At 40.1% G+C, this 19,415-nt stretch carries 13 protein-coding genes and 1 pseudogene; 9 read left to right on the forward strand and 5 right to left on the reverse strand.

Annotation, left to right across the window (positions count from 1 at the left end; genetic code table 11):
• Nucleotides 1-238: 238 nt before the first annotated feature.
• Entirely contained in the window at nt 239-1,102 is an 864-nt protein-coding gene (locus tag CAL6303_RS08065) for an alpha/beta fold hydrolase (RefSeq protein WP_015197348.1), read from the reverse strand.
• Between the two features lie 30 nt (nt 1,103-1,132).
• Between CAL6303_RS08065 and CAL6303_RS08070 the strand changes: the two genes are divergently transcribed.
• On the forward strand, nt 1,133-2,203 hold the full coding sequence (locus CAL6303_RS08070) for a glycoside hydrolase family 10 protein (RefSeq protein WP_041739246.1): 1,071 nt from the start codon (nt 1,133-1,135) through the stop codon (nt 2,201-2,203).
• Between the two features lie 142 nt (nt 2,204-2,345).
• On the opposite strand, the gene CAL6303_RS08075 is transcribed toward CAL6303_RS08070, so the two are convergent.
• Nucleotides 2,346-3,278 (reverse strand): histone deacetylase family protein, encoded by a 933-nt coding sequence (locus CAL6303_RS08075; protein WP_015197350.1) that lies wholly within the window; start codon nt 3,276-3,278, stop codon nt 2,346-2,348.
• Nucleotides 3,279-3,632: 354 nt separating this feature from the next.
• On the opposite strand from CAL6303_RS08075, the gene gyrA reads away from it, so the two are divergent.
• The 3 genes from gyrA to CAL6303_RS08090 all read left to right on the forward strand — a co-directional run bounded on the left by gyrA (nt 3,633) and on the right by CAL6303_RS08090 (nt 8,738).
• Nucleotides 3,633-6,233, forward strand: a complete 2,601-nt coding sequence (gyrA, locus tag CAL6303_RS08080) for a DNA topoisomerase (ATP-hydrolyzing) subunit A (protein WP_015197351.1) — start codon at nt 3,633-3,635, stop codon at nt 6,231-6,233.
• 107 nt (nt 6,234-6,340) lie between these two features.
• Nucleotides 6,341-7,918: an apolipoprotein N-acyltransferase gene (gene lnt / locus CAL6303_RS08085; RefSeq protein WP_015197352.1), complete on the forward strand. Its 1,578-nt coding sequence runs from the start codon at nt 6,341-6,343 to the stop codon at nt 7,916-7,918.
• A gap of 385 nt (nt 7,919-8,303) precedes the next feature.
• Nucleotides 8,304-8,738, forward strand: a complete 435-nt coding sequence (locus CAL6303_RS08090) for a ferritin-like domain-containing protein (RefSeq protein WP_015197353.1) — start codon at nt 8,304-8,306, stop codon at nt 8,736-8,738.
• Nucleotides 8,739-9,145: 407 nt separating this feature from the next.
• On the opposite strand, the pseudogene CAL6303_RS08095 reads toward CAL6303_RS08090, so the two are convergent.
• A pseudogene (locus tag CAL6303_RS08095) lies at nt 9,146-10,766 on the reverse strand (IS1182 family transposase).
• A 511-nt stretch (nt 10,767-11,277) separates the two neighbouring features.
• On the opposite strand from CAL6303_RS08095, the gene CAL6303_RS08100 reads away from it, so the two are divergent.
• The 3 genes from CAL6303_RS08100 (at nt 11,278) to CAL6303_RS08110 (ending at nt 15,484) form a co-directional block, all read left to right on the forward strand.
• A complete protein-coding gene (locus CAL6303_RS08100) occupies nt 11,278-11,847 on the forward strand; it encodes a heme NO-binding domain-containing protein (protein WP_015197354.1) in 570 nt (189 codons plus the stop codon).
• Nucleotides 11,837-14,350, forward strand: coding sequence for a response regulator (locus CAL6303_RS08105; protein WP_015197355.1), 2,514 nt, complete (start codon nt 11,837-11,839; stop codon nt 14,348-14,350). Before CAL6303_RS08100 ends, CAL6303_RS08105 begins: the two co-directional genes overlap by 11 nt.
• A 168-nt stretch (nt 14,351-14,518) precedes the next feature.
• Nucleotides 14,519-15,484, forward strand: coding sequence for a 50S ribosomal protein L11 methyltransferase (locus CAL6303_RS08110; protein WP_015197356.1), 966 nt, complete (start codon nt 14,519-14,521; stop codon nt 15,482-15,484).
• Nucleotides 15,485-15,492: 8 nt separating this feature from the next.
• On the opposite strand, the gene CAL6303_RS08115 is transcribed toward CAL6303_RS08110, so the two are convergent.
• A complete protein-coding gene (locus tag CAL6303_RS08115; protein ID WP_041739255.1) occupies nt 15,493-16,635 on the reverse strand; it encodes an alanine--glyoxylate aminotransferase family protein in 1,143 nt (380 codons plus the stop codon).
• A gap of 169 nt (nt 16,636-16,804) precedes the next feature.
• On the opposite strand from CAL6303_RS08115, the gene hisI reads away from it, so the two are divergent.
• Both hisI and CAL6303_RS08125 read left to right on the forward strand, forming a co-directional pair.
• Nucleotides 16,805-17,290, forward strand: a complete 486-nt coding sequence (hisI, locus tag CAL6303_RS08120; protein ID WP_015197358.1) for a phosphoribosyl-AMP cyclohydrolase — start codon at nt 16,805-16,807, stop codon at nt 17,288-17,290.
• A gap of 248 nt (nt 17,291-17,538) precedes the next feature.
• Entirely contained in the window at nt 17,539-18,069 is a 531-nt protein-coding gene (locus CAL6303_RS08125; RefSeq protein WP_015197359.1) for a Fur family transcriptional regulator, read from the forward strand.
• Nucleotides 18,070-18,238: 169 nt separating this feature from the next.
• Here the strand turns inward: CAL6303_RS08125 and CAL6303_RS08130 are convergent, their stop codons facing one another.
• Nucleotides 18,239-19,249, reverse strand: a complete 1,011-nt coding sequence (locus CAL6303_RS08130) for a sulfate/molybdate ABC transporter ATP-binding protein (protein WP_015197360.1) — start codon at nt 19,247-19,249, stop codon at nt 18,239-18,241.
• Nucleotides 19,250-19,415: the final 166 nt, after the last annotated feature.

Raw genomic sequence — 19,415 nt, forward strand, 5'->3', positions numbered from 1 at the left:
CATATTTGATTTGATCACACACCTGGGGTGTGTGATCACCAGGTGTAACGCACCGTCTTGCGGATTTTGGTGCGTTAGGCTAAAGCCATAACACACCTTACATATACTGAATTTTTTTTGAAATTTTTTGAAATTTTTAAGCGCAAGGCACAGGCTACGCCAACAATAATCAAATCGGATTCCTATACTAGTTAAGTCAATATACTTATGGGATATCGCTCACTGAGTTTCAGAATCGCTATTGTGCGGTAATACTGAGAAATTCACGTATATACTGATTAACTAATTGGGGTTCTTCTTGTTGCACCCAATGACTACAATTGGGAATATATTTGATTTGTAGATCTCGGACATAGGTTTCAGTACCATAGGTAAGTTCTTTTCCTAATGCCATATCGTTTTCACCCCAAATAATAAGTGTGGAAACTTCGATTAATTTCCATTGATGTCCAAATGTGTTTTGTTGGAAAATATTCCGATAATAGTTAAGCATTGCTGTTAAAGCTCCAGGTTTAGCAGCTGCTTCTTTATAGGCATTTATATCATCCATCGGGAAAGTGCTTTGATTAACTGCTGTTTTTGTGAATATGGATCCAATTAATTTATAATTTGAAAGTCTAATTAAAAATTCTGGTAGTAATGGTAGCTGGAATAGAAATATGTACCAGCTTTTTTGTAACTGTTGAAAGGTGCGTAAACCTTGTCCAAACTTTGCGGGATGAGGCAAGTTAAGGATAATTAGTTGATTTAACATTTCGGGGAAAGTATGCGCGAAATTCCAAGCAATTGCACCACCCCAATCATGTGCCACTAAAATACATTTGTCATATCCTAACCCTGTAATTACTCCTTGAATATCTTTGATAAACTCATTCATGGTGTAGGCAGATTTTTGAGTGGGTTTATCGCTGTCGTTGTATCCTCGTAAATCTAAAGCAACTACTTTGTAGTATTTAGCAAATTCACTAATTTGATGCCGCCATGAATACCAAAATTCGGGAAATCCGTGTAGCATCAACATTAATTCACCTTCTCCCTGGGTGACGTAGTGGAGTCCGATGCCGTTAGTATATATGTATTCGTGTTGCCATTGGTTTGTCATGATGGTAGATAGCTAAGACGTAGATTTATGATGAGTAATCCAGAAATTCGGGGAGTTTGGTTAACTACAACTGATAGTCATGTTCTTGATTCCCAAGCAAATATTGTTGAAGCAATGGAGTTTATTGCTGATACTGGTTTTAATGTTGTTTTCCCGGTTGTGTGGAATCAGGGTGTCACTCAATATCCTAGCGAAGTGATGCAGGAAAATTTTGGGATTAGCATTAATCCATTATACCAAGAGCGGGATCCCTTGGCTGAGGTTGTGGAAGCTGCACACGGGGTAGGTTTGAAGGTGATACCTTGGTTTGAATATGGCTTTGCTTGTTCTTATAATTCTCAGGGAGGAAGAATAATTGCAGAAAAGCCGCTTTGGGCTGCACGCGATCGCAGTGGTAATCTATTGAAGAAAAATGGTTTTGAATGGATGAATGCTTTGGATCCGGATGTTCAAAACTTTATGTCAAGTTTAATACTTGAGGTTGCGAGTAATTACGATGTGGATGGCATCCAGGGAGATGACCGTTTACCAGCCTTACCAACGGAAGGTGGCTATGATGATGTTACATGCGATCGCTATCGTCGGCAATTTGGTGTTAATCCTCCCCACCATCAGGTTCCACAATGGTTACAGTGGCGTGCTGATATTTTGACGGAGTTTTGGGCAAGTCTTTATCAACAACTCAAGGCAATTAAGCCTAATTTAATTGTTTCTATGTCTCCCAATGTCCATGATTGGGCTTTTAAGGAATATTTGCAAGATACTCCTACATGGTTACGACGGGGAATTGTGGATATGATTCATCCCCAAATTTATCGTCGTGATTTTCCTAGTTATAAAGCTGTTTTGGACAGGATAATTAAGGATAAGTATTTGAATATATATCTATCTAGATTTGCACCGGGAATTCTGGCTAAAGTTGGTTCTTACAGAATTAGTGGAGATGATTTATTGAAGGTGTTAAAGTACAATCGTGAATCTGCCATCCATGGTGAAGTTTTCTTCTTTTATGAAGGTTTACGAGAAAATAACGATGAATTGGCTAAAATTCTTAAAGAGACTTATTATGCTGAATCTGCTGAGTTGCCAAATATTAACTAATTTGGCGTTTGTTGAGGATCGAAAATCCTTGTAGAGACGTTCCACTGGAACGTCTTCTGGTTTATTACCCGAAAATTGCTGTATTTGCCTGAAATCTTAGGCAATAATTCAGATTAATTCATACCTGACATTGAATGAGGAATTACCCACAAGCTACAGGTAAACATTTTTCGATTGTGGCAATAACTGATTGTGCTAAAGCATCTAAATCATAACCACCTTCTAAACCAAATAGGATTTTACTAGTGATTCCCAGACAATATTCGGTAAATAAGCCGTAATCTTGGGGTTGAAGGTTGATTTGGGCAAGTTCATCGGCTGCATTTGCGTCATAACCAGCGCTGATGATGAGTAAATCAGGGTTAAAATCCTGGATAAATGGGACTACAGATTTCTCAAATGCTGATTTGTAGGTGGTGATGTTACTACCGGGGGGAATGGGCAAATTCAGAACATTTTGATGAAATCCCCGTTCAGTATACTTTCCAGTTCCTGGATAACAGGGATATTGGTGGAGTGAACAGTAAATAATTTGGGGGTTGGTTTCAACGATTGCTTGGGTGCCGTTACCGTGGTGGACATCCCAATCGAGGATGGCAACACGGTTGATATCGGGTTTGCTGAGTGCGTAGACGGATGCGATCGCTGCATTGGAAAATAGACAGAATCCCATTCCTGTTTCTCTTTCAGCATGGTGTCCAGGTGGACGTGCTAAAACAAAGCTGGGTTTTCCAGTTTCCAGGACGATATCAACGCCATCTACCCAAGCGTTAACTGCCAATAATGCTACTTCATAACTGCGTGGAGATACTATGGTTTCATAATCCAGATAACCACCGCCTGAACTAGATATTTGGGCTAATTTCTGAATATATTCTGGTTGATGTATTTGTGATATTAACGACATAGTATCACGTTCACTTACTGGTGTCGGTAATTTCCATTCCAGTTGTGAGCTAAATTTACTGGTATGTAAATAATCTGTAATGGCACGTAGACGCTGAGGTTTTTCTGGATGACCTACACCAGTTAGGTGATCCAGAAACTCGTCGGAATAGATAATTGGGAATGGCATATGAGATCCGAGATTTAGACTAATTTGATCGTGATTAAAATTATTTATATAAAATGTAAGTTTTAGTTAAATAATTAATTTTATCTATAGCAATTATTGAAGAATACTTTTGATGTTTGATCGCCTATTCTCGAAAGCATCTTTCGTAAGGATAATTTAGAAAAAGTCTTTTCAGTTTTTAATTTTTAATTTGCGATTTTTCATCTGCCCAGAAATGGCTTTTGTCACTAAAAAATGAAGCTACATGCTAAAATTGTATCAATATACAGCAATTATTCGAGATAAGCGGGGAATAATTTCGCTTTTTTTGTACAAAAGAGACTAAAATCACCGATTTTTGGAGCAATTTAGGTTATGACAACCTCTCAGGAGAGGATTATCCCAACCGACCTACGGAACGAGATGTCCAGGTCTTACCTTGAGTATGCGATGAGCGTCATCGTTGGTAGGGCTTTACCAGATGCCAGGGATGGTCTCAAACCCGTGCATCGCCGTATTCTCTATGCTATGCACGAGTTGGGGTTAATGTCAGACCGCCCTTTCCGGAAGTGCGCCCGTGTCGTGGGGGAAGTTTTGGGTAAGTATCACCCCCATGGTGACACGGCGGTATATGATGCTTTGGTGCGGATGGCGCAGGATTTTTCCATGCGATCGCCTTTGATATCGGGTCATGGTAATTTCGGTTCGGTAGATAATGACCCCCCGGCGGCGATGCGGTACACAGAGTGTCGTTTGCAAGCTTTGACGAGTGCGGCACTCCTTCAAGATATTGAGTCAGAAACTGTTGATTTTGCCGACAACTTTGATGGTTCACAGCAAGAACCCACAGTTCTTCCAGCCAGGATTCCCCAACTCCTACTCAATGGCTCTTCGGGGATTGCGGTGGGAATGGCAACAAATATCCCTCCCCACAACTTAGGCGAATTAATCGATGGTTTGGTGCAACTAATTCACAACCCGGAAATGACTACCGCCGAGTTGATGCAGTATATCCATGGTCCTGATTTTCCCACAGGAGCGCAAATTCTCGGGACATCGGGGATCAAAGAGGCTTATCTCACTGGACGCGGATCAATCACAATGCGCGGGGTGGCAAACATTGAAACCATCGAACAGCGCAATCGTCCCGACAGAGAAGCAATTATCATCACCGAGTTGCCCTATCAAACCAACAAAGCTGCACTCATAGAAAAAATTGCCGAGTTGGTAAATGAGAAACGACTAGAAGGAATTGCTGACATCCGCGACGAAAGCGATCGTGATGGGATGCGAATCGTGATTGAATTAAAACGCGATGCCTATCCCCGTGTTGTCCTCAATAATCTCTACAAATTAACGCCAATCCAAGCCAATTTTGGCGCGAATATGTTGGCTTTAGTAAATGGGGAACCCCAAGTTCTCGAACTGAAGCAGTTTTTACAGGTATTCCTCGATTTCCGCGTCGAAGCAATTACCCGTCGAACTCAATATGAACTCCGCAAAGCCGAAGAACGAGATCACCTCCTCCAAGGTTTGCTGATTGCATTGGCACGACTTGATTCCATCATCGCTTTAATTCGGCAATCGGCAGATTCACCTACGGCAAAGGGCGAATTAATTACTGGTTATGGACTCTCAGAAGTTCAAGCAGATGCCATTCTCCAGATGCAATTGCGACGACTCACTGCGCTGGAAGCTGACAAAATTAGTCATGAACACGAAGCTTTACAGGTATCAATTGCCGATTTACAAGATATTTTAGCCAGACGCGAACGGATTCTCGAAATTATCGAGACTGAAGTCACCCTAATTAAGACAGCCCACGCGACACCACGACGGACAATTATTACCCACGGGGAAGGTGATTTAGAAGACATTGACCTCATCGCTAACGAGAAGGCAATTATTTTAGTCACCCAACAGGGCTACATTAAGCGGATGCCTGTAAATACCTTTGAATCGCAAAACCGCGCCACTAGGGGTAAAGCTGCTGCCAAGGTGAAAGATGACGATAATATCGAGCATTTCTTAACTTGCTGTGACCACGATAGCGTGTTGTTTTTTAGCGATCGCGGTGTCGTTTACAGCCTCAGAGCCTACCAAATTCCCGTAAGTTCCCGGACAAGTAGGGGAACTCCCATTGTGCAAATGCTACCCATTCCCAAAGAGGAAAAAATTACCTCGGTGGTGCATGTGGATGAATTTAGCAGTGAAGAATATTTGGTGATGCTGACAAGGGGTGGCAACATTAAAAAGACTGCCTTGGAAGCTTTTAGTCATATTCGTTCCAACGGTTTGATTGCTATTTCCCTAGAAGAAGGTGATCAATTACGCTGGGTACGTCGGGCAAAACCTGAAGACAGCGTTTTAATTGGTTCTCGTCAGGGTATGGCGATTCACTTCCGCTGCAATCACTCCCAATTACGTCCCCTAGGTAGGGCAACCCGTGGCGTGAAGTCCATGAAGTTGAAAAAAGGCGATGAATTGGTGGGGATGGATATTCTCCCAGCCGCAATTCTGGAGAAAATTGCCCCAGTAGAAGAGGTTGAGGGAGAAGAAATCGAAAACCTAGATGAGGTTTTAGAGGTTGAAAATGAGGAAGTAATTGAAGCTGATCCCCAAGGTCTTTGGGTATTAGTAATTACCATGGGTGGTTACGGTAAACGCGTACCTGTAGCTCAGTTCCGTCTCCAAAACCGTGCAGGGCAAGGGTTGATGGCAACTAAGTTTAAGAATAAGAAGAGTAAGGATAAGCTGGCGGCACTCCATATTGTCAATCATGATGATGAAATTATGATGGTGACTAGTCGGGGAATTATTATTCGCCAAGCTGTGAATGCTATTTCTGTTCAATCCCGTTCTGCAACTGGTGTGCGGGTGCAACGTCTGGATGAGGATGATGCGTTAACTGGGGTTGCTGTGGTTCCTCCCGATACTGCGGAAATGACTGAATTGGCTGAGGGTGAGGAGGAGTAGAATTCGTTATATATTCTCTGGTGTGGGATGATGCCAGGGAATATTTTTTTATTTAATATTTTTTATTTAATATTTTTAACGCAGAGTTTCGCAGAGGGAAGCGCAGAGTGCCGCAGAGAAGAGGAAGAGAGAGGGGGAGAGAGGGGGAGAGAGGGGGATGGGGAGAATTATTTGCTTTGCTGGGTGGGGTGTTGATGGGTGTTACTGTCGCACCCTTTAATGTGTGGTTTTTGGCTTGGGTGGCTTTAAGTCCTTTGTGGGTTTTGGTGCGGGAAGGGTGTGAAGATTCTGGTTTGAAGTGGTGGAGGTTTTTGGTTTATCCGGCGCTTTGGGGTGTTGGTTATCACGGTTTGGCTTTATTCTGGATTACTGGGATTCATCCGATGACTTGGATGGGTATACCTTGGTTGACTAGTTTAGCGATCGCGTTTTTGTGTTGGGTATTGATTACACTGTGGGGTGTGGCTTTAGTTTCTGTTTGGGCTGTTTTATTCCGGCTTAGTCATCGGGGTAAGTCGTTGCCAATTTTCTCTTCTGTGATTATTGGAACTGCCCTATGGTGTGCTTTGGAACAGTTTTGGAGTATGGGTGCTTTGTGGTGGACTTCGATTTCTTACACCCAGTCTCCGTATAATCTTGTAATTCTACATTTGGGACAGTTGTCGGGAACTAGTGCGGTAACTGGGGCAATTGTTGCTGTAAATGCTTTGCTGGCTGAGGGTTGGTTACGTAGAAGAACCATTAAATTACCTTTTTATTTACCTCCTTTGGGTTTATGTTTGATACTTCATGCAGTGGGTTATGGGTTGTATCTCACCCCCCTAGCTGAATCAGTAGAGACAGCTTTGAAGGTGGGAGTGATTCAGGGGAATATCGGTAATGATATTAAGCTGTCACCTGTCGGATTTCAACGTGCGATCGCTGGATACACTAAAGGGTATATTCGATTAGTGGATGAAGGTGTAAATGCTGTTTTGACTCCCGAAGGTGCTTTACCGTTTTTTCTCCGGGATATCAAAAATAGTAATTTGGTTGCAGCAATTAAGGAAAAAGGTATAACCGCTTGGGTTGGTGGATTTGGTGAACGCGGCACCAGTTACAATAATAGTCTGTTTACTTTTACAGCAACTGGTGAGGTATTTAGCCGCTACGACAAACACAAATTAGTTCCCGTCGGAGAATATATTCCTTTTGAAGAGATATTGGGGGGAATTATTAATCGTTTGTCACCCTTGGAAGCACACCAAGTTCCCGGTGCAGAAAATCAGATATTTGATACGCCGTTTGGACGGGCAATTGTGGGAATTTGCTACGAATCAGCCTTTCCTGAGCAATTCCGTCGTCAAGCTGCCGCTGGCGGAGAATTTATCCTGAGTGCGGCAAATAATGCCCATTACAGTGTTGCCATGCCAGCGCAGCACCATGCCCAAGATATCATGCGCGCCATCGAAAGCGATCGCTGGGCAGTCAGAGCGACTAATACAGGTTACTCTGGTTTTGTTAACCCTCATGGTAAAACTTTGTGGATTTCCGGACACAACACCTACGAAACCCACGCAGAGACAATTTACCGTCGTCAGAGTAAAACACTATATGTGCGTTGGGGCAACTGGTTAACGCCTCTATTGTTAATTTTGGGAATATTGATTTTGGGTTTGAGGCAGTACAGGCAGGTCAAAAGTTAAAATATTCTCAAAAATATTGATAAAATATCGCATTAGGTGCAAAATTATATTTGGAAATAATTTTTCCACAACTCAAGTCTATTCAATCGATAGGTTATTTACTAAACGTATCTTTCAAAACCCATGTCCCTAAACTGACTTACACAAAAATTCTATTTACTGAAACTGAGATTTCATTAGGAACATATTCAAAGCATTGAATACTGGAATATCAGTTTTTGCTCGAAATAGTTATGGTGGGAGGTTAGAATTATTGAAAGGCGAGAAATTAGTCAAAAGTAAAGAGTCATAATATCTGACAAGACCGATGAAATCTAGGTGCGTACAAATTGACTCCTTACCGACTCCACTTATTGTTTTATTTTTTTAGGTAAATTAACCAAAAATGCGTGAACTAGATCAAAAGAAAGCAATTGATTTGCTGAATACGATTATGGAATTTGAATTAGCGGGTGTTGTTCGCTACACTCACTACTCTTTAATGGTGACAGGTCCTAATCGAATTCCTATTGTGACTTTTTTCCAAGCACAAGCTACAGAATCTTTATTACATGCACAACAAGCGGGTGAAATTCTGACTGGTTTGGATGGACATCCTAGTTTGAAAATAGCCCCGATGGAAGAATCATACCAACATTCTGTTAAGGATATTTTATCGGAAAGTGTAGGACATGAAAAGAAAGCACTAGAACTCTATAAATCTTTATTAGAAATTGTCGAAGGTGCTAGCATTTATCTAGAAGAATTTGCAAAAACCATGATTGGACAGGAAGAATTGCATAGTATAGAGTTGAAAAAAATGCTCCGTGATTTTAGTTAGTTCAGCTTTGCTAATAGCTAATAGCTAATATCTAATTAGTTTTGTTGGCAATCCCCGATCTTAAAACAATTCGCAATACTCGCTATCGCGGGAAGCAAGCTACGCAATACTCGCAAAGCGAGAAGCGAACTACGGAATTATTTTTTGTAACGGGGATTTAACCCCGATACAAAACAGCATAAACTTAACGAGGCTGTACCTAGGCTGTTAATTTTGATGTAATTTCAACACTTTTCTTTCATACAATTTTGGTGTCATCGACTGGTTCCTAGGCTCTGCCTGGGAACCTTGACTTTGAGGCTCTGCCTCTAGCCCAGTTATGTCACAGATATTGTATGAAATTTTAGCTCAAAAAAAGTATAGAGTCAACAGCCTAGAGCACCAGTCCAGTAGAAGATATTGACAAATCAGGCAGAGTATGAATTATTAAAATTAGAAATTTCTTTATTATTAGTTTCAAACATACGAGCAAGAACGTGGAGATTATGAACAACAGCCATACGTCGAAGGTCAAAAAGGTTTTTGCGTAAGCCAATGTAGCGAGCTTTATCTCCTTGCCACTGACCAATATGAGCTAAACTATGCTCAACACTAACGCGCTCGCGGAGTTTCTCACGTCCACTCTGTGTAGTTTGACGTTCCCGTAGCTCTACAAGTAGAGACTCGTCAGGGTGAATAGAGATACTGCGACCTTGCTTACTCTCTGTACATTGAGAGCGTAAAGGACAGGTTTGACATTCGTGTTTGGGGAAGTGGACAACAGTCCCCTCATTAAAGGGTAAACTAACTCCATTGGGACAGCGAATGAAATGATTTTCCCAATCCAGAACAAAGGCATTTTTATCAAAAAAATTACCGTTGCGGACTTTCCATGCCTTGCAAATAATAGTCATATCAGGTGTGCGTTGTTTAACCCAATGACTAGCTAAATATGCACGGTCAATATGTAGCTCTTTGATGTCAAGAGTTGTTACGTTCTGGGCATTTAAGTCGAACTCAATTGCCATAGTTACAGATGCTTCTGGTTCGTTTGCTCTGGTAACACCAACAGCTCTTACCATTTGCAATTCTAAGTCTTTGAAAATATGACGTTTGTAACCATCAATTTTTTTGGCTGCGACTTTTACGACCATGACGCATATCCTCATCCTCAATTGAAATGCGTCTATCTTTAGCAACACCTTTACGGAGCTTTGGGGAGCCATCAGATTTCTCCTCAACATCTTGTGATTCAATTTGCCTCGCATCTTCAATGCTCTTGTTGACTTGAGTGCTTGTTTTTTCATCCAAATCAGTTTTTTGTTTGACCCAAGACTCAACTGAGTCTAATGTTTGCAATATTGTAGATAGTGCAACATTACGAGCTTCCGGGTCATCCCAATCTAAATCTAAGGCAGCTTTCAGGCTCGTTCCCGTGATGATTTCTGCACCGATAGTCGCTGTAACGCCTGTAACACCAGAATCGTCCTGTTCATAATTCTGAGCTATTACGAATAATGCTTTCCTTAGTGCATGACCTAACAAATTATACGTGTCTTCCACACGTGCCGCTCCCCATAACGGGCTTGAATCTAAGGCTACTTTTAACGACTTCGGATTGTAACCTTCATGAAAATGTGCCATTTCAACTGTTTTCGCCACAATCCTCTGGTCAAGAGACTTTGACATCAAAAGCGCACGAAATCTAACTAGTGTCCCTTTGCCAAATGGAGCTTGTTCACAATCGAGACAATCTAAAACTAGCTGCCATCGCCTATCCATTTCAATCGCTTCTATTGCCTCGTCATCTGAAACCCCTGTATATGCTTGTAAAATTACTGCAAGTGCAAGTTGTGCTGGTGGTATTGGAGATAAACCAACACTACTGTCCTTGAATACCCTTGCTAACTCCGTTTGGAAGTCTGGGTCAAATAATTCGTGTCGTATTTGCCGCAAAAATACAAATAACTTTGCTTTGCGTATACGTTTCGCAACTTTTTCTTCTTTGCTTGACAGGGAGATTGGAGGTTCCCATATTAATGGACGCATAGTTTGCACTCCTCATACCTTATTCTCCTTATTCTCCTATAAATTAGCCTCTGCAAAAACTATGTATCTTGTCAACTACTTCTACTGGACTGGTGCTCTAGCTTCAGACCCATTGTTTTCGGTGAAACGTAAAACGAAGTTCCAAAATTACTGACATTACATCTCTTGGAATTATTATTTGCGAAAAGTCTTCCTCAATCCTGATGCTTAATCATGGCTTCCTGGATGATTCTTTATCGCCTAAATTTTGAGGCGATACCTATTTTAGACCTTGTATAACTGTTCAAATATCATCTAGTCTGCTTTATTCTTGCCGCTTGTCAATAGCCTCTTAATTCAAGCTTAAATATTATCCCTGATGACATATATCTGATGAATAAGATATACTGCATCTGTTTATCAATACTATTCTAAATTAATAAATGTTTTTGTTTGATAAAACAAACAAATTATACATTTTATTAATCTCAATATTCAGAAAATATTCAGAAAATATTCAGGAAATAAATATATGTATGGTTTAGTAAATAAAGCAATTCAAGATATGATTTGCCAAAATCACGGTGAAGAAGTTTGGGAAAATATTAAGCAAAAAGCTGGACTTGAAGATGTTGATTTTTTTATTAGTATGGATGCTTATTCTGACGACATAACTTATCGTCTAGTAGAAGCTGCTTGTGAGGTCTTTAAAATGCCAGCAGAGGATATTCTCAAAGCATTTGGAGAATACTGGGTGACGTACACAGCAGCTGAAGGTTATGGAGATCTTTTAGATAGTGCGGGTGATTCTTTGCCCCAGTTTGTGGAGAATCTTGATAATCTCCACGCACGAGTCGGTTTAAGTTTTTCTCAACTCCGTCCACCATCTTTTGACTGCGAACATACCAGCGAGAAATCAATGGAACTTCACTACCAATCAACTCGCAAAGGATTGACTCCCATGGTAATTGGTTTGTTGCATGGGTTGGGAAAACGTTTTAATACAAAGATAGATATTACTCAAACTCGTTCTCGTGAGGAAGGTTCTACTTACGATAGCTTCTCTATTGAATACGACAATTCTCAGTCCTATGACAAATGAACCTATTACAGAGTTAGGACAATTAAAATTCAGTCTTAACTTTGACCAATTTGCTTCTTTATTTCCTTTTCATTTGATGATAAATAGGGAAATGAAAGTTATTCAAATGGGTCAGGTCATTCAACGTCTTCTTGAATCTATAGATATCCTTAATGCTCCCCTCGAATTACATTTTCAAATAAATCGTCCTAAATGTTCCACTAGCTTTGAAGCTATTTTAGAGCAAACGCGATCGCTATTTTTATTGCAATGCCATCACCAAGATATCCAACTTAAGGGACAGATGATATACTTAGAAGCATTGGATACTTTATTATTTCTTGCTTCTCCCTGGATAACTGATATTTCCGACTTGAAAAAGTTAGGTTTAAATATTAATGATTTTCCTCTGCATGACTCTATTTCTGATTATTTATTTTTGTTACAAGCTAAAAATGCATCTCTTGCAGATGCCAAGAAACTCAACACAAAACTAACAACCCAAAGGGGAGAATTACGTAAAAGCGAAGAACAATTAAAATTAGCCCTTGATGCTGTCGAGGAAGGACTTTGGGATTGGAATTTGCAGACTGGTGATGTTTATCGTAGCAAACACTACTTTTCAATCCTTGATTATGAGCCAGATGAATTAGAAAATAATATTCAAGCTAGAAATAGTTTGATTCATCCAGATGATAGATATTCAATGCAACAGCGGTTAATTGCTCATTTAAAAGGTAAAACTCCTGTCTATGAAGCAGAAATCCGTTTGCGAACTAAGTCTGGAAAATGGAAGTGGATTTTAGATCGAGGCAAATTAGTTAGTCGTGATCGCAAAGGAAAACCCCTGAGAATGGTGGGAACCCATTTAGATATAAGCGATCGCAAACAAGCAGAAGAGGTACTCAAAATTGCCAAGCAAGCAGCAGAAGCAGCAAATTTTGCCAAAAGTGATTTTCTGGCTGTTATGAGTCACGAAATTCGTACACCCATGAATGGCATTATTGGGATGACAAATTTGCTGTTGGATACATCCCTGAAACCAGAACAACTAGACTATGTGGAAACTATTCGTAATAGTGGTGATACATTACTAACTATTATTAATGATATTCTCGACTTTTCTAAGATTGAATCTGGCAAGTTAGAGTTGGAAAAACATCCCTTTGATTTACGGGTTTGTGTTGAAGAAGCTTTGGATTTGTTAGCTTCACAAGCAACCGCAAAAGGTATTGAATTAATCTACAAGCTGGAATCCCATACTCCCACCCAAATTATTGGGGATATTACCCGACTACGACAAATTATCTTAAATTTGGTTAGTAATGCTGTAAAATTTACCACTGATGGCGAAATTCTTGTTACTATCTCCACTCAACAGCAAATTTCACCAGAGGAAAATTCACAACATGATTGCGAACTGCAATTTGCGATTAGTGATACAGGCGTTGGTATACCTCGTGATCGTTTAGATAGGTTGTTTCAAGCTTTTAGTCAAGTTGATGTTTCCACTACCAGACGTTATGGTGGCACTGGTTTAGGATTAGCCATCGGTAAACGACTATCAGAAATCATGGGTGGTAGAATGTGGGTAGAAAGTGAAGAAGGTAAAGGTTCTACCTTTTATTTCACTGCCATTCTACAAGTTCATCCTGCTTCCTTCAACATTAGCCATATTGAACCAGAACTGACTAATAAGAAATTACTATTAGCAGTAGGCAATGCCAAGTTGAGAAATTGTTTAACTTGGCAGCTACAAAATATGGGATTAGACGTGAAATCATCTGAATCAAGTAATATGACACTGCATTACATGCAGGAAAATTCGTTTCAAATAGCCATAATTGATATTGACAGTCCTGACTTTCATCACATCAACTTGACAGAAAAAATTCGTGCTATTCCTAACCAGCGAGATTTAACTTTAATCATGTTGAGTTCTCAAGGTAAGCAAAATCTAGAACATCAACCAATTGCAACTGAATTTACTGCCTTTTTACAAAAACCCTTACGGCACTATCAGTTGCATAATACTTTATTACAAGTTGCTCGCGGTATTTGGTCTAAACAAAGTGGAAATTGTTCAACTAAAATTCTTTCCTACTCCCGTACTGAACCACAAAATCTTCCTGTTCATGATCATAAATTTGCTGAAAAACTGCCTTTAAAGATATTACTAGTTGAAGATGGTTTAGTAAATCAAAAAATTGCTTTGAAGTTGCTAGAGAAATTAGGCTATCAAGCAGATGTGGCAAATAACGGACTTGAAGCTGTTAAAGCCACACAAAAGCAACTTTACGATGTTGTATTCATGGATGTACAAATGCCGGAAATGGATGGTTTAGAAGCAACTCGACAGATTCGCAAAGAACTATCTAAACAACCCCAAATCATTGCCATGACAGCTAATGCTCGTCCAGAAGATCGTCAAGAATGTTTAAATGCAGGTATGAATGACTATATTAGCAAACCAATTCGTTTTGATGCGATTGAAGTAGTTCTCAAAAATATGGTGTTCAAATAATCTACTAGTAGTGTTCCAAGTAAAAAATGCCCAATTGTCCATTGCGTAGGCGTTTCAGCCTAGGCTTATGCTCTATTTAACCCATTTTAACACCGACTTACTTGTATGATGCGATCGCATGAGCTTTAATATACTCTAAATTGCGTCAATCATTAACCTTTTACAATCATGCAGCCATCTCCCCCAATCGAAAATATTCCCTTGATTGAATTAAGTGTCGAAGCTAGTGATGAGGCTGTTGATTGGGTTGCGACATTACTGAAATCTACTAATTATATCTGTGATATCTCCATTACTAAGTATATTGAGGATATCAAGCCATCAAACTGGACATCTACGGTTTGGCTCTATTTTCCCTATGATTCAGATGCAAATATACGTTGTTTAGAAATAGAAAATTTACTTTCTTCTTTACAACGTACTGGATTAATTTCTGAGTTAAAAGCAAGTGTAATTGATCAGAAACCACAACATGAAAATGCATCTCAACCTCTGATTCGTCGCATTGGCAAACGTTTTACTATTTTTCCCACTGATACATTATCCCCCTTGCCAACAACCGATAAAATTATCCTGAAATTGAATCCTAGTTTTGCTTTTGGTAGTGGTTTACACCCAGCTACTATTTTGAGTTTGCAACTTTTAGAAAAGCATTTAACCCCAGGAATGAATACACTAGATTTGGGTTCAGGTTCCGGAATTTTAAGCGTTGCCATGGCAAAACTGGGCGCAAACGTATTAGCCCTAGATAACGATGCTGTGGCTGTGAAGGCAACCCAAGATGCGGTGAAACTAAATGAAGTAGAATCACAAGTAAAAGTGATACTGGGAAGCTTGGGTTGTGGGAGTGAAATGGGGCATTGGCTAGGGGGAAATGTGGAAGAAGATGTAACTAATATTGCACCATCAGGAAATTGTGACCTAATTATTGCTAACATCTTCGCCAGAATCCATACAACTCTTGCCCCAGAATATCAACGAGCACTAAAATCAGGTGGGATATTAATAGCAGCGGGTTTTACCGATGATTACAAAGACGCGATCGCATCTTCGTTTCAAGCCTCTGGATTCAATATTATTGATCAAGAAACCAGCGACGAATGGGTGGCATTAGCAGCAATTTTGAATTCTTAACCTCAGTATCACAATACCTTTTTTAATACATCAACAAAATTATCCACAACTTCCGGACGACTGTTATACCCCATCAACCCAACTCGCCAAACTTTTCCAGCAAGTTCTCCTAAACCACCGCCAATTTCCAGATTATATTCATCCAAGAGTTTTCGCGCAAAAGCTTTACCGTCAATACCTTCGGGAATACATACGGTTGTTAGGGTTGGTAATCGATATTGCTTTTCCACATGCATCTTCAAACCAATACTTTCCAAGCTTTCCCAAAGGTATTCAACATTTTGTTGATGACGCTGCCAGCAATTTTCAATGCCTTCCTCCGCGATTAAACGTAGAGACTCCCGTAATGCATAATACATGTTAATTGGGGCAGTATGGTGATAAACTCGCTCACTTCCCCAGTATTTCCCTAATAAATTCATATCCAAATACCAATTTTCCACCTTTGTCGGTCGATTTTGCAACTTCTCCATCGCCCGACTACTCATAGTAAATGGTGACGCACCAGGAGGACAACCCAAGCCCTTTTGACTGCAACTATAAGCTAAATCAACACCCCACTCATCTAAGAAAATTGGCACTCCACCCAAGCTTGTTACCGTATCAATTAACAGGAGTGTGTTGTACTTTTCACAAAGTTCTGCCACCCCTTCCATCGGCTGACGCGCACCCGTGGAGGTTTCTGCGTGAACAAGTGCGAGAATGCGAGGACGGTGGGTTTCTAATGCTTCTTTTAGTTGATCTAAGCTAAAAACTTGACCCCATGGTGTCGTAATTACCCGGACATCTGCCCCATAGCGTCCTGCCATATCCACAAGCCGATTCCCAAAATACCCCATTACACCAATCAAGACCACATCACCAGCTTCCACCACATTAGCGATACTTGCCTCCATTGCCGCAGTTCCGGTACCACTAACGGCAATTGTCAGGGAATTACTGGTTTGCCAAACATACCGTAGTAACGATTGAATCTCATCCATCAGCGTCAAAAAGGTTGGATCTAAATGTCCCACAGGAGAAGTATTCATCGCTGTAAGTACGGCCGGGTGGGCATTTGAAGGACCAGGACCCAACAATAAACGTTCAGGCATTGCTAAGGGTTTGAGGTCTAATTTGTGATTGTTGTTGATGGCTATAGCTTGTGTCATGTTTATGCACCAAATTGACATATAGCAATCCTAAATCATCCTGGGAACAGAAAAAGCAGTGGAGTGGGAAGGAGGTATTTTCACTTCAATTGCTGAAAAACGAAATAGAATTTACAGACACTTTTAAGCAACAATAATAATTATCATAATCATTCACAAACCCTTAGATATGAATCGTTTATTTAGCTCTCGTACCTCAGTAGAACAGGTAGAAGAAGGTTCTCAACTATCTCCAAAATTTGACAGTAACGGTTTAATTCCAGTTGTGACGAGCAATGCGAACACCGGAGAGGTACTAATGCACGCTTACATGAATGAGGAAGCATTAGTAAAAACCATTGAAACTGGTGAGGCTCATTATTACAGTCGTAGTCGTCAACAACTATGGTATAAAGGTAAATCTAGTGGGTTGGTGCAGAAGGTCAAGCAGTTGTTAATAGATGATGATCAAGATTGCATTTGGATGCGGGTTGAGGTTGCTGGTTCTGGAGCAAGTTGCCATGTCGGTTATCGTTCTTGTTTTTACCGGAGTATTCCCATCGGGCAAAAGGCTGTTTCTTCAGAGCGATCGCTTAATCTAGATTTTACCGAAACTGAGAAAACTTTCGACCCGAAAGCAGTTTATGGTGATGCACCCAACCCAACACAACTTTAAAAAATGAGTAATAAGTATGTATGTTTTGTAACGGAGATTTAGCGCAAACTTAACGGGGGGTGTGCCTCCGTTAAAGTTTGTAAGACAAACCTCGACAGAAAACGCGCTGCCGTCGTTGATTGCTGGGGAATTAACCCCCCAAATTTTCTTAAAACTCATATACCTGATGCGCGTATAATACGAGTAATTAACACAGATCTGAGCAAGCGCATTATTAGCTATAATCCCAATAAGCAAGGAATAATCTGATGTACAGTGCAAATTCTCTCAAGGCAGAACTCAATGCAAAAGGATGGCGATTAACTCCGCAGCGCGAGGTAATTTTGCAAGTGTTCCAAAATTTGCCAAGAGGAAAACATCTCAGCGCTGAAGAATTATTTGAAATGCTGGAAAAGCGTGAAGAAGGAATTAGTTTATCTACTATTTATAGAACTTTAAAATTAATGACACGCATGGGAATTTTGCGTGAGCTAGAATTAGCTGAAGTCCACAAACATTATGAGCTAAATACAACTTCCCCGAATCATCATCATCATGTTGTTTGTACCCAATGTAATATGACAATTGAGTTTGAAAATAGTATCATCCTCAAGCAAGCAATGAAGCAAGTGGAAAAATCTGGTTTGGAATTGATTGATTGTCAATTAACAATTTATGCAATTTGCCCAGAAGCAATACGTAAAGGATTTCCCGCAGTTATGTCTAATGATTGGGCTTGTTCTCGTGCGATAAAAGCAGCAAATAAACTCACGGAAGAAGAGCAGAAAAGCTTACTATAACAAAGCAGGATAAAAAGTTATATCGTCTTTTTGTCCATATTATTTAATATTTGCGCCACCTAACATTTATTTTATAATTTTCTGCAATTTATATTAGTGGAAGTAAACTATGGAATGACATTGTGTAGTTTACTTCTGCTTAGTTACATATTAGTGACTTATCTACAAATTAGACGCTTTGAAACACCCTTGCCTGTTTTGGTTTCAAATATACGTGCTGATTTTCATGCAGTTGAAGTTGGTTAAATTGTTCTCGGTTTAAGTGAGCATTTACAAGTTCTCCCGACTCTAGGAGTAACTCGATCCGGATTTCCCAACCCAGATGGATAATTCGGTCAACTTTTGCAGGTACAGTATCCACTGATGCATTCTGATGGATCAGAATATCGTGGGGACGGAGAAAGATGCGATTATCGCTTGTGGTGACAACTCCTTTACTGGGCTGAATTCCTGCATTACTAGACAAAATATTCACCGGACCAATAAAACTCATCACAAAGGGTGTTGCTGGTTGATCATAAATCTCGGCAGTACTACCAACTTGCTCAACTCTACCTTTGTTCATCACCACAATTTGATCAGCTACTTCCATTGCTTCTTCTTGATCATGGGTGACAAATATAGTCGTCACATTCACATCTTCATGGAGATGTCTCAACCAAACCCGTAATTCTTTCCTCACTTTCGCATCTAATGCACCAAATGGTTCATCTAGCAATAAAGTTTGTGGCTGGACAGCAAGCGATCGCGCTAATGCTACCCTTTGCCTTTGTCCACCAGATAGTTGTGATGGATAGCGATCGCCTAATCCACTCAACTGGACTAAATCCAATAGTTCTTCAACTCGTTGCTGGATTCGTCGTTTAGGTGTTTTGCGTAATTCCAGAGCAAAGGCAATATTTTGACGAACTGTCAAATGTTTGAACAAAGCATAATGCTGAAACACAAACCCGATATTCCGTTCCTGTACAGATTTGTGAGTGGCATTTTTACCTGTGATGTAGATTTCCCCTGAACTAGGAGTTTCCAATCCCGCAATCATTCGCAACAATGTAGATTTACCAGAACCTGAAGGTCCCAACAATGCCACCAATGAACCAGTTTTAAATTCCAAGCTCACATCATCAACTGCTCGGAAAGACCCGTAGTGCTTTGATACGTTTTCTACTGCTATACCCATAGGAAATCCTCCAATAAACTGATATCTTTAATACTACCGCTAGTTTATCGGAAAACAGTATTTATTAAAATAAAGTGTTTGTAGAGATGTAGTATTACTAGATCTCTACCATTAGTTATCCTGCAATTCAAATAGTGAATTAAGTAGGTGGGTAGAAAAAATTATC

Source organism: Calothrix sp. PCC 6303, assembly GCF_000317435.1.
Lineage (GTDB): Bacteria > Cyanobacteriota > Cyanobacteriia > Cyanobacteriales > Nostocaceae > PCC-6303.

Coding starts and splice junctions, on each gene's coding strand:
- CAL6303_RS08065 (WP_015197348.1), bottom strand. CDS start 1,102: ATGACAAACCAATGGCAACACGAATACATATATACTAACGGCATCGGA.
- CAL6303_RS08070 (WP_041739246.1), top strand. CDS start 1,133: ATGAGTAATCCAGAAATTCGGGGAGTTTGGTTAACTACAACTGATAGT.
- CAL6303_RS08075 (WP_015197350.1), bottom strand. CDS start 3,278: ATGCCATTCCCAATTATCTATTCCGACGAGTTTCTGGATCACCTAACT.
- gyrA (WP_015197351.1), top strand. CDS start 3,633: ATGACAACCTCTCAGGAGAGGATTATCCCAACCGACCTACGGAACGAG.
- CAL6303_RS08090 (WP_015197353.1), top strand. CDS start 8,304: ATGCGTGAACTAGATCAAAAGAAAGCAATTGATTTGCTGAATACGATT.
- CAL6303_RS08100 (WP_015197354.1), top strand. CDS start 11,278: ATGTATGGTTTAGTAAATAAAGCAATTCAAGATATGATTTGCCAAAAT.
- CAL6303_RS08105 (WP_015197355.1), top strand. CDS start 11,837: ATGACAAATGAACCTATTACAGAGTTAGGACAATTAAAATTCAGTCTT.
- CAL6303_RS08110 (WP_015197356.1), top strand. CDS start 14,519: ATGCAGCCATCTCCCCCAATCGAAAATATTCCCTTGATTGAATTAAGT.
- CAL6303_RS08115 (WP_041739255.1), bottom strand. CDS start 16,635: ATGACACAAGCTATAGCCATCAACAACAATCACAAATTAGACCTCAAA.
- hisI (WP_015197358.1), top strand. CDS start 16,805: ATGAATCGTTTATTTAGCTCTCGTACCTCAGTAGAACAGGTAGAAGAA.
- CAL6303_RS08125 (WP_015197359.1), top strand. CDS start 17,539: ATGTACAGTGCAAATTCTCTCAAGGCAGAACTCAATGCAAAAGGATGG.
- CAL6303_RS08130 (WP_015197360.1), bottom strand. CDS start 19,249: ATGGGTATAGCAGTAGAAAACGTATCAAAGCACTACGGGTCTTTCCGA.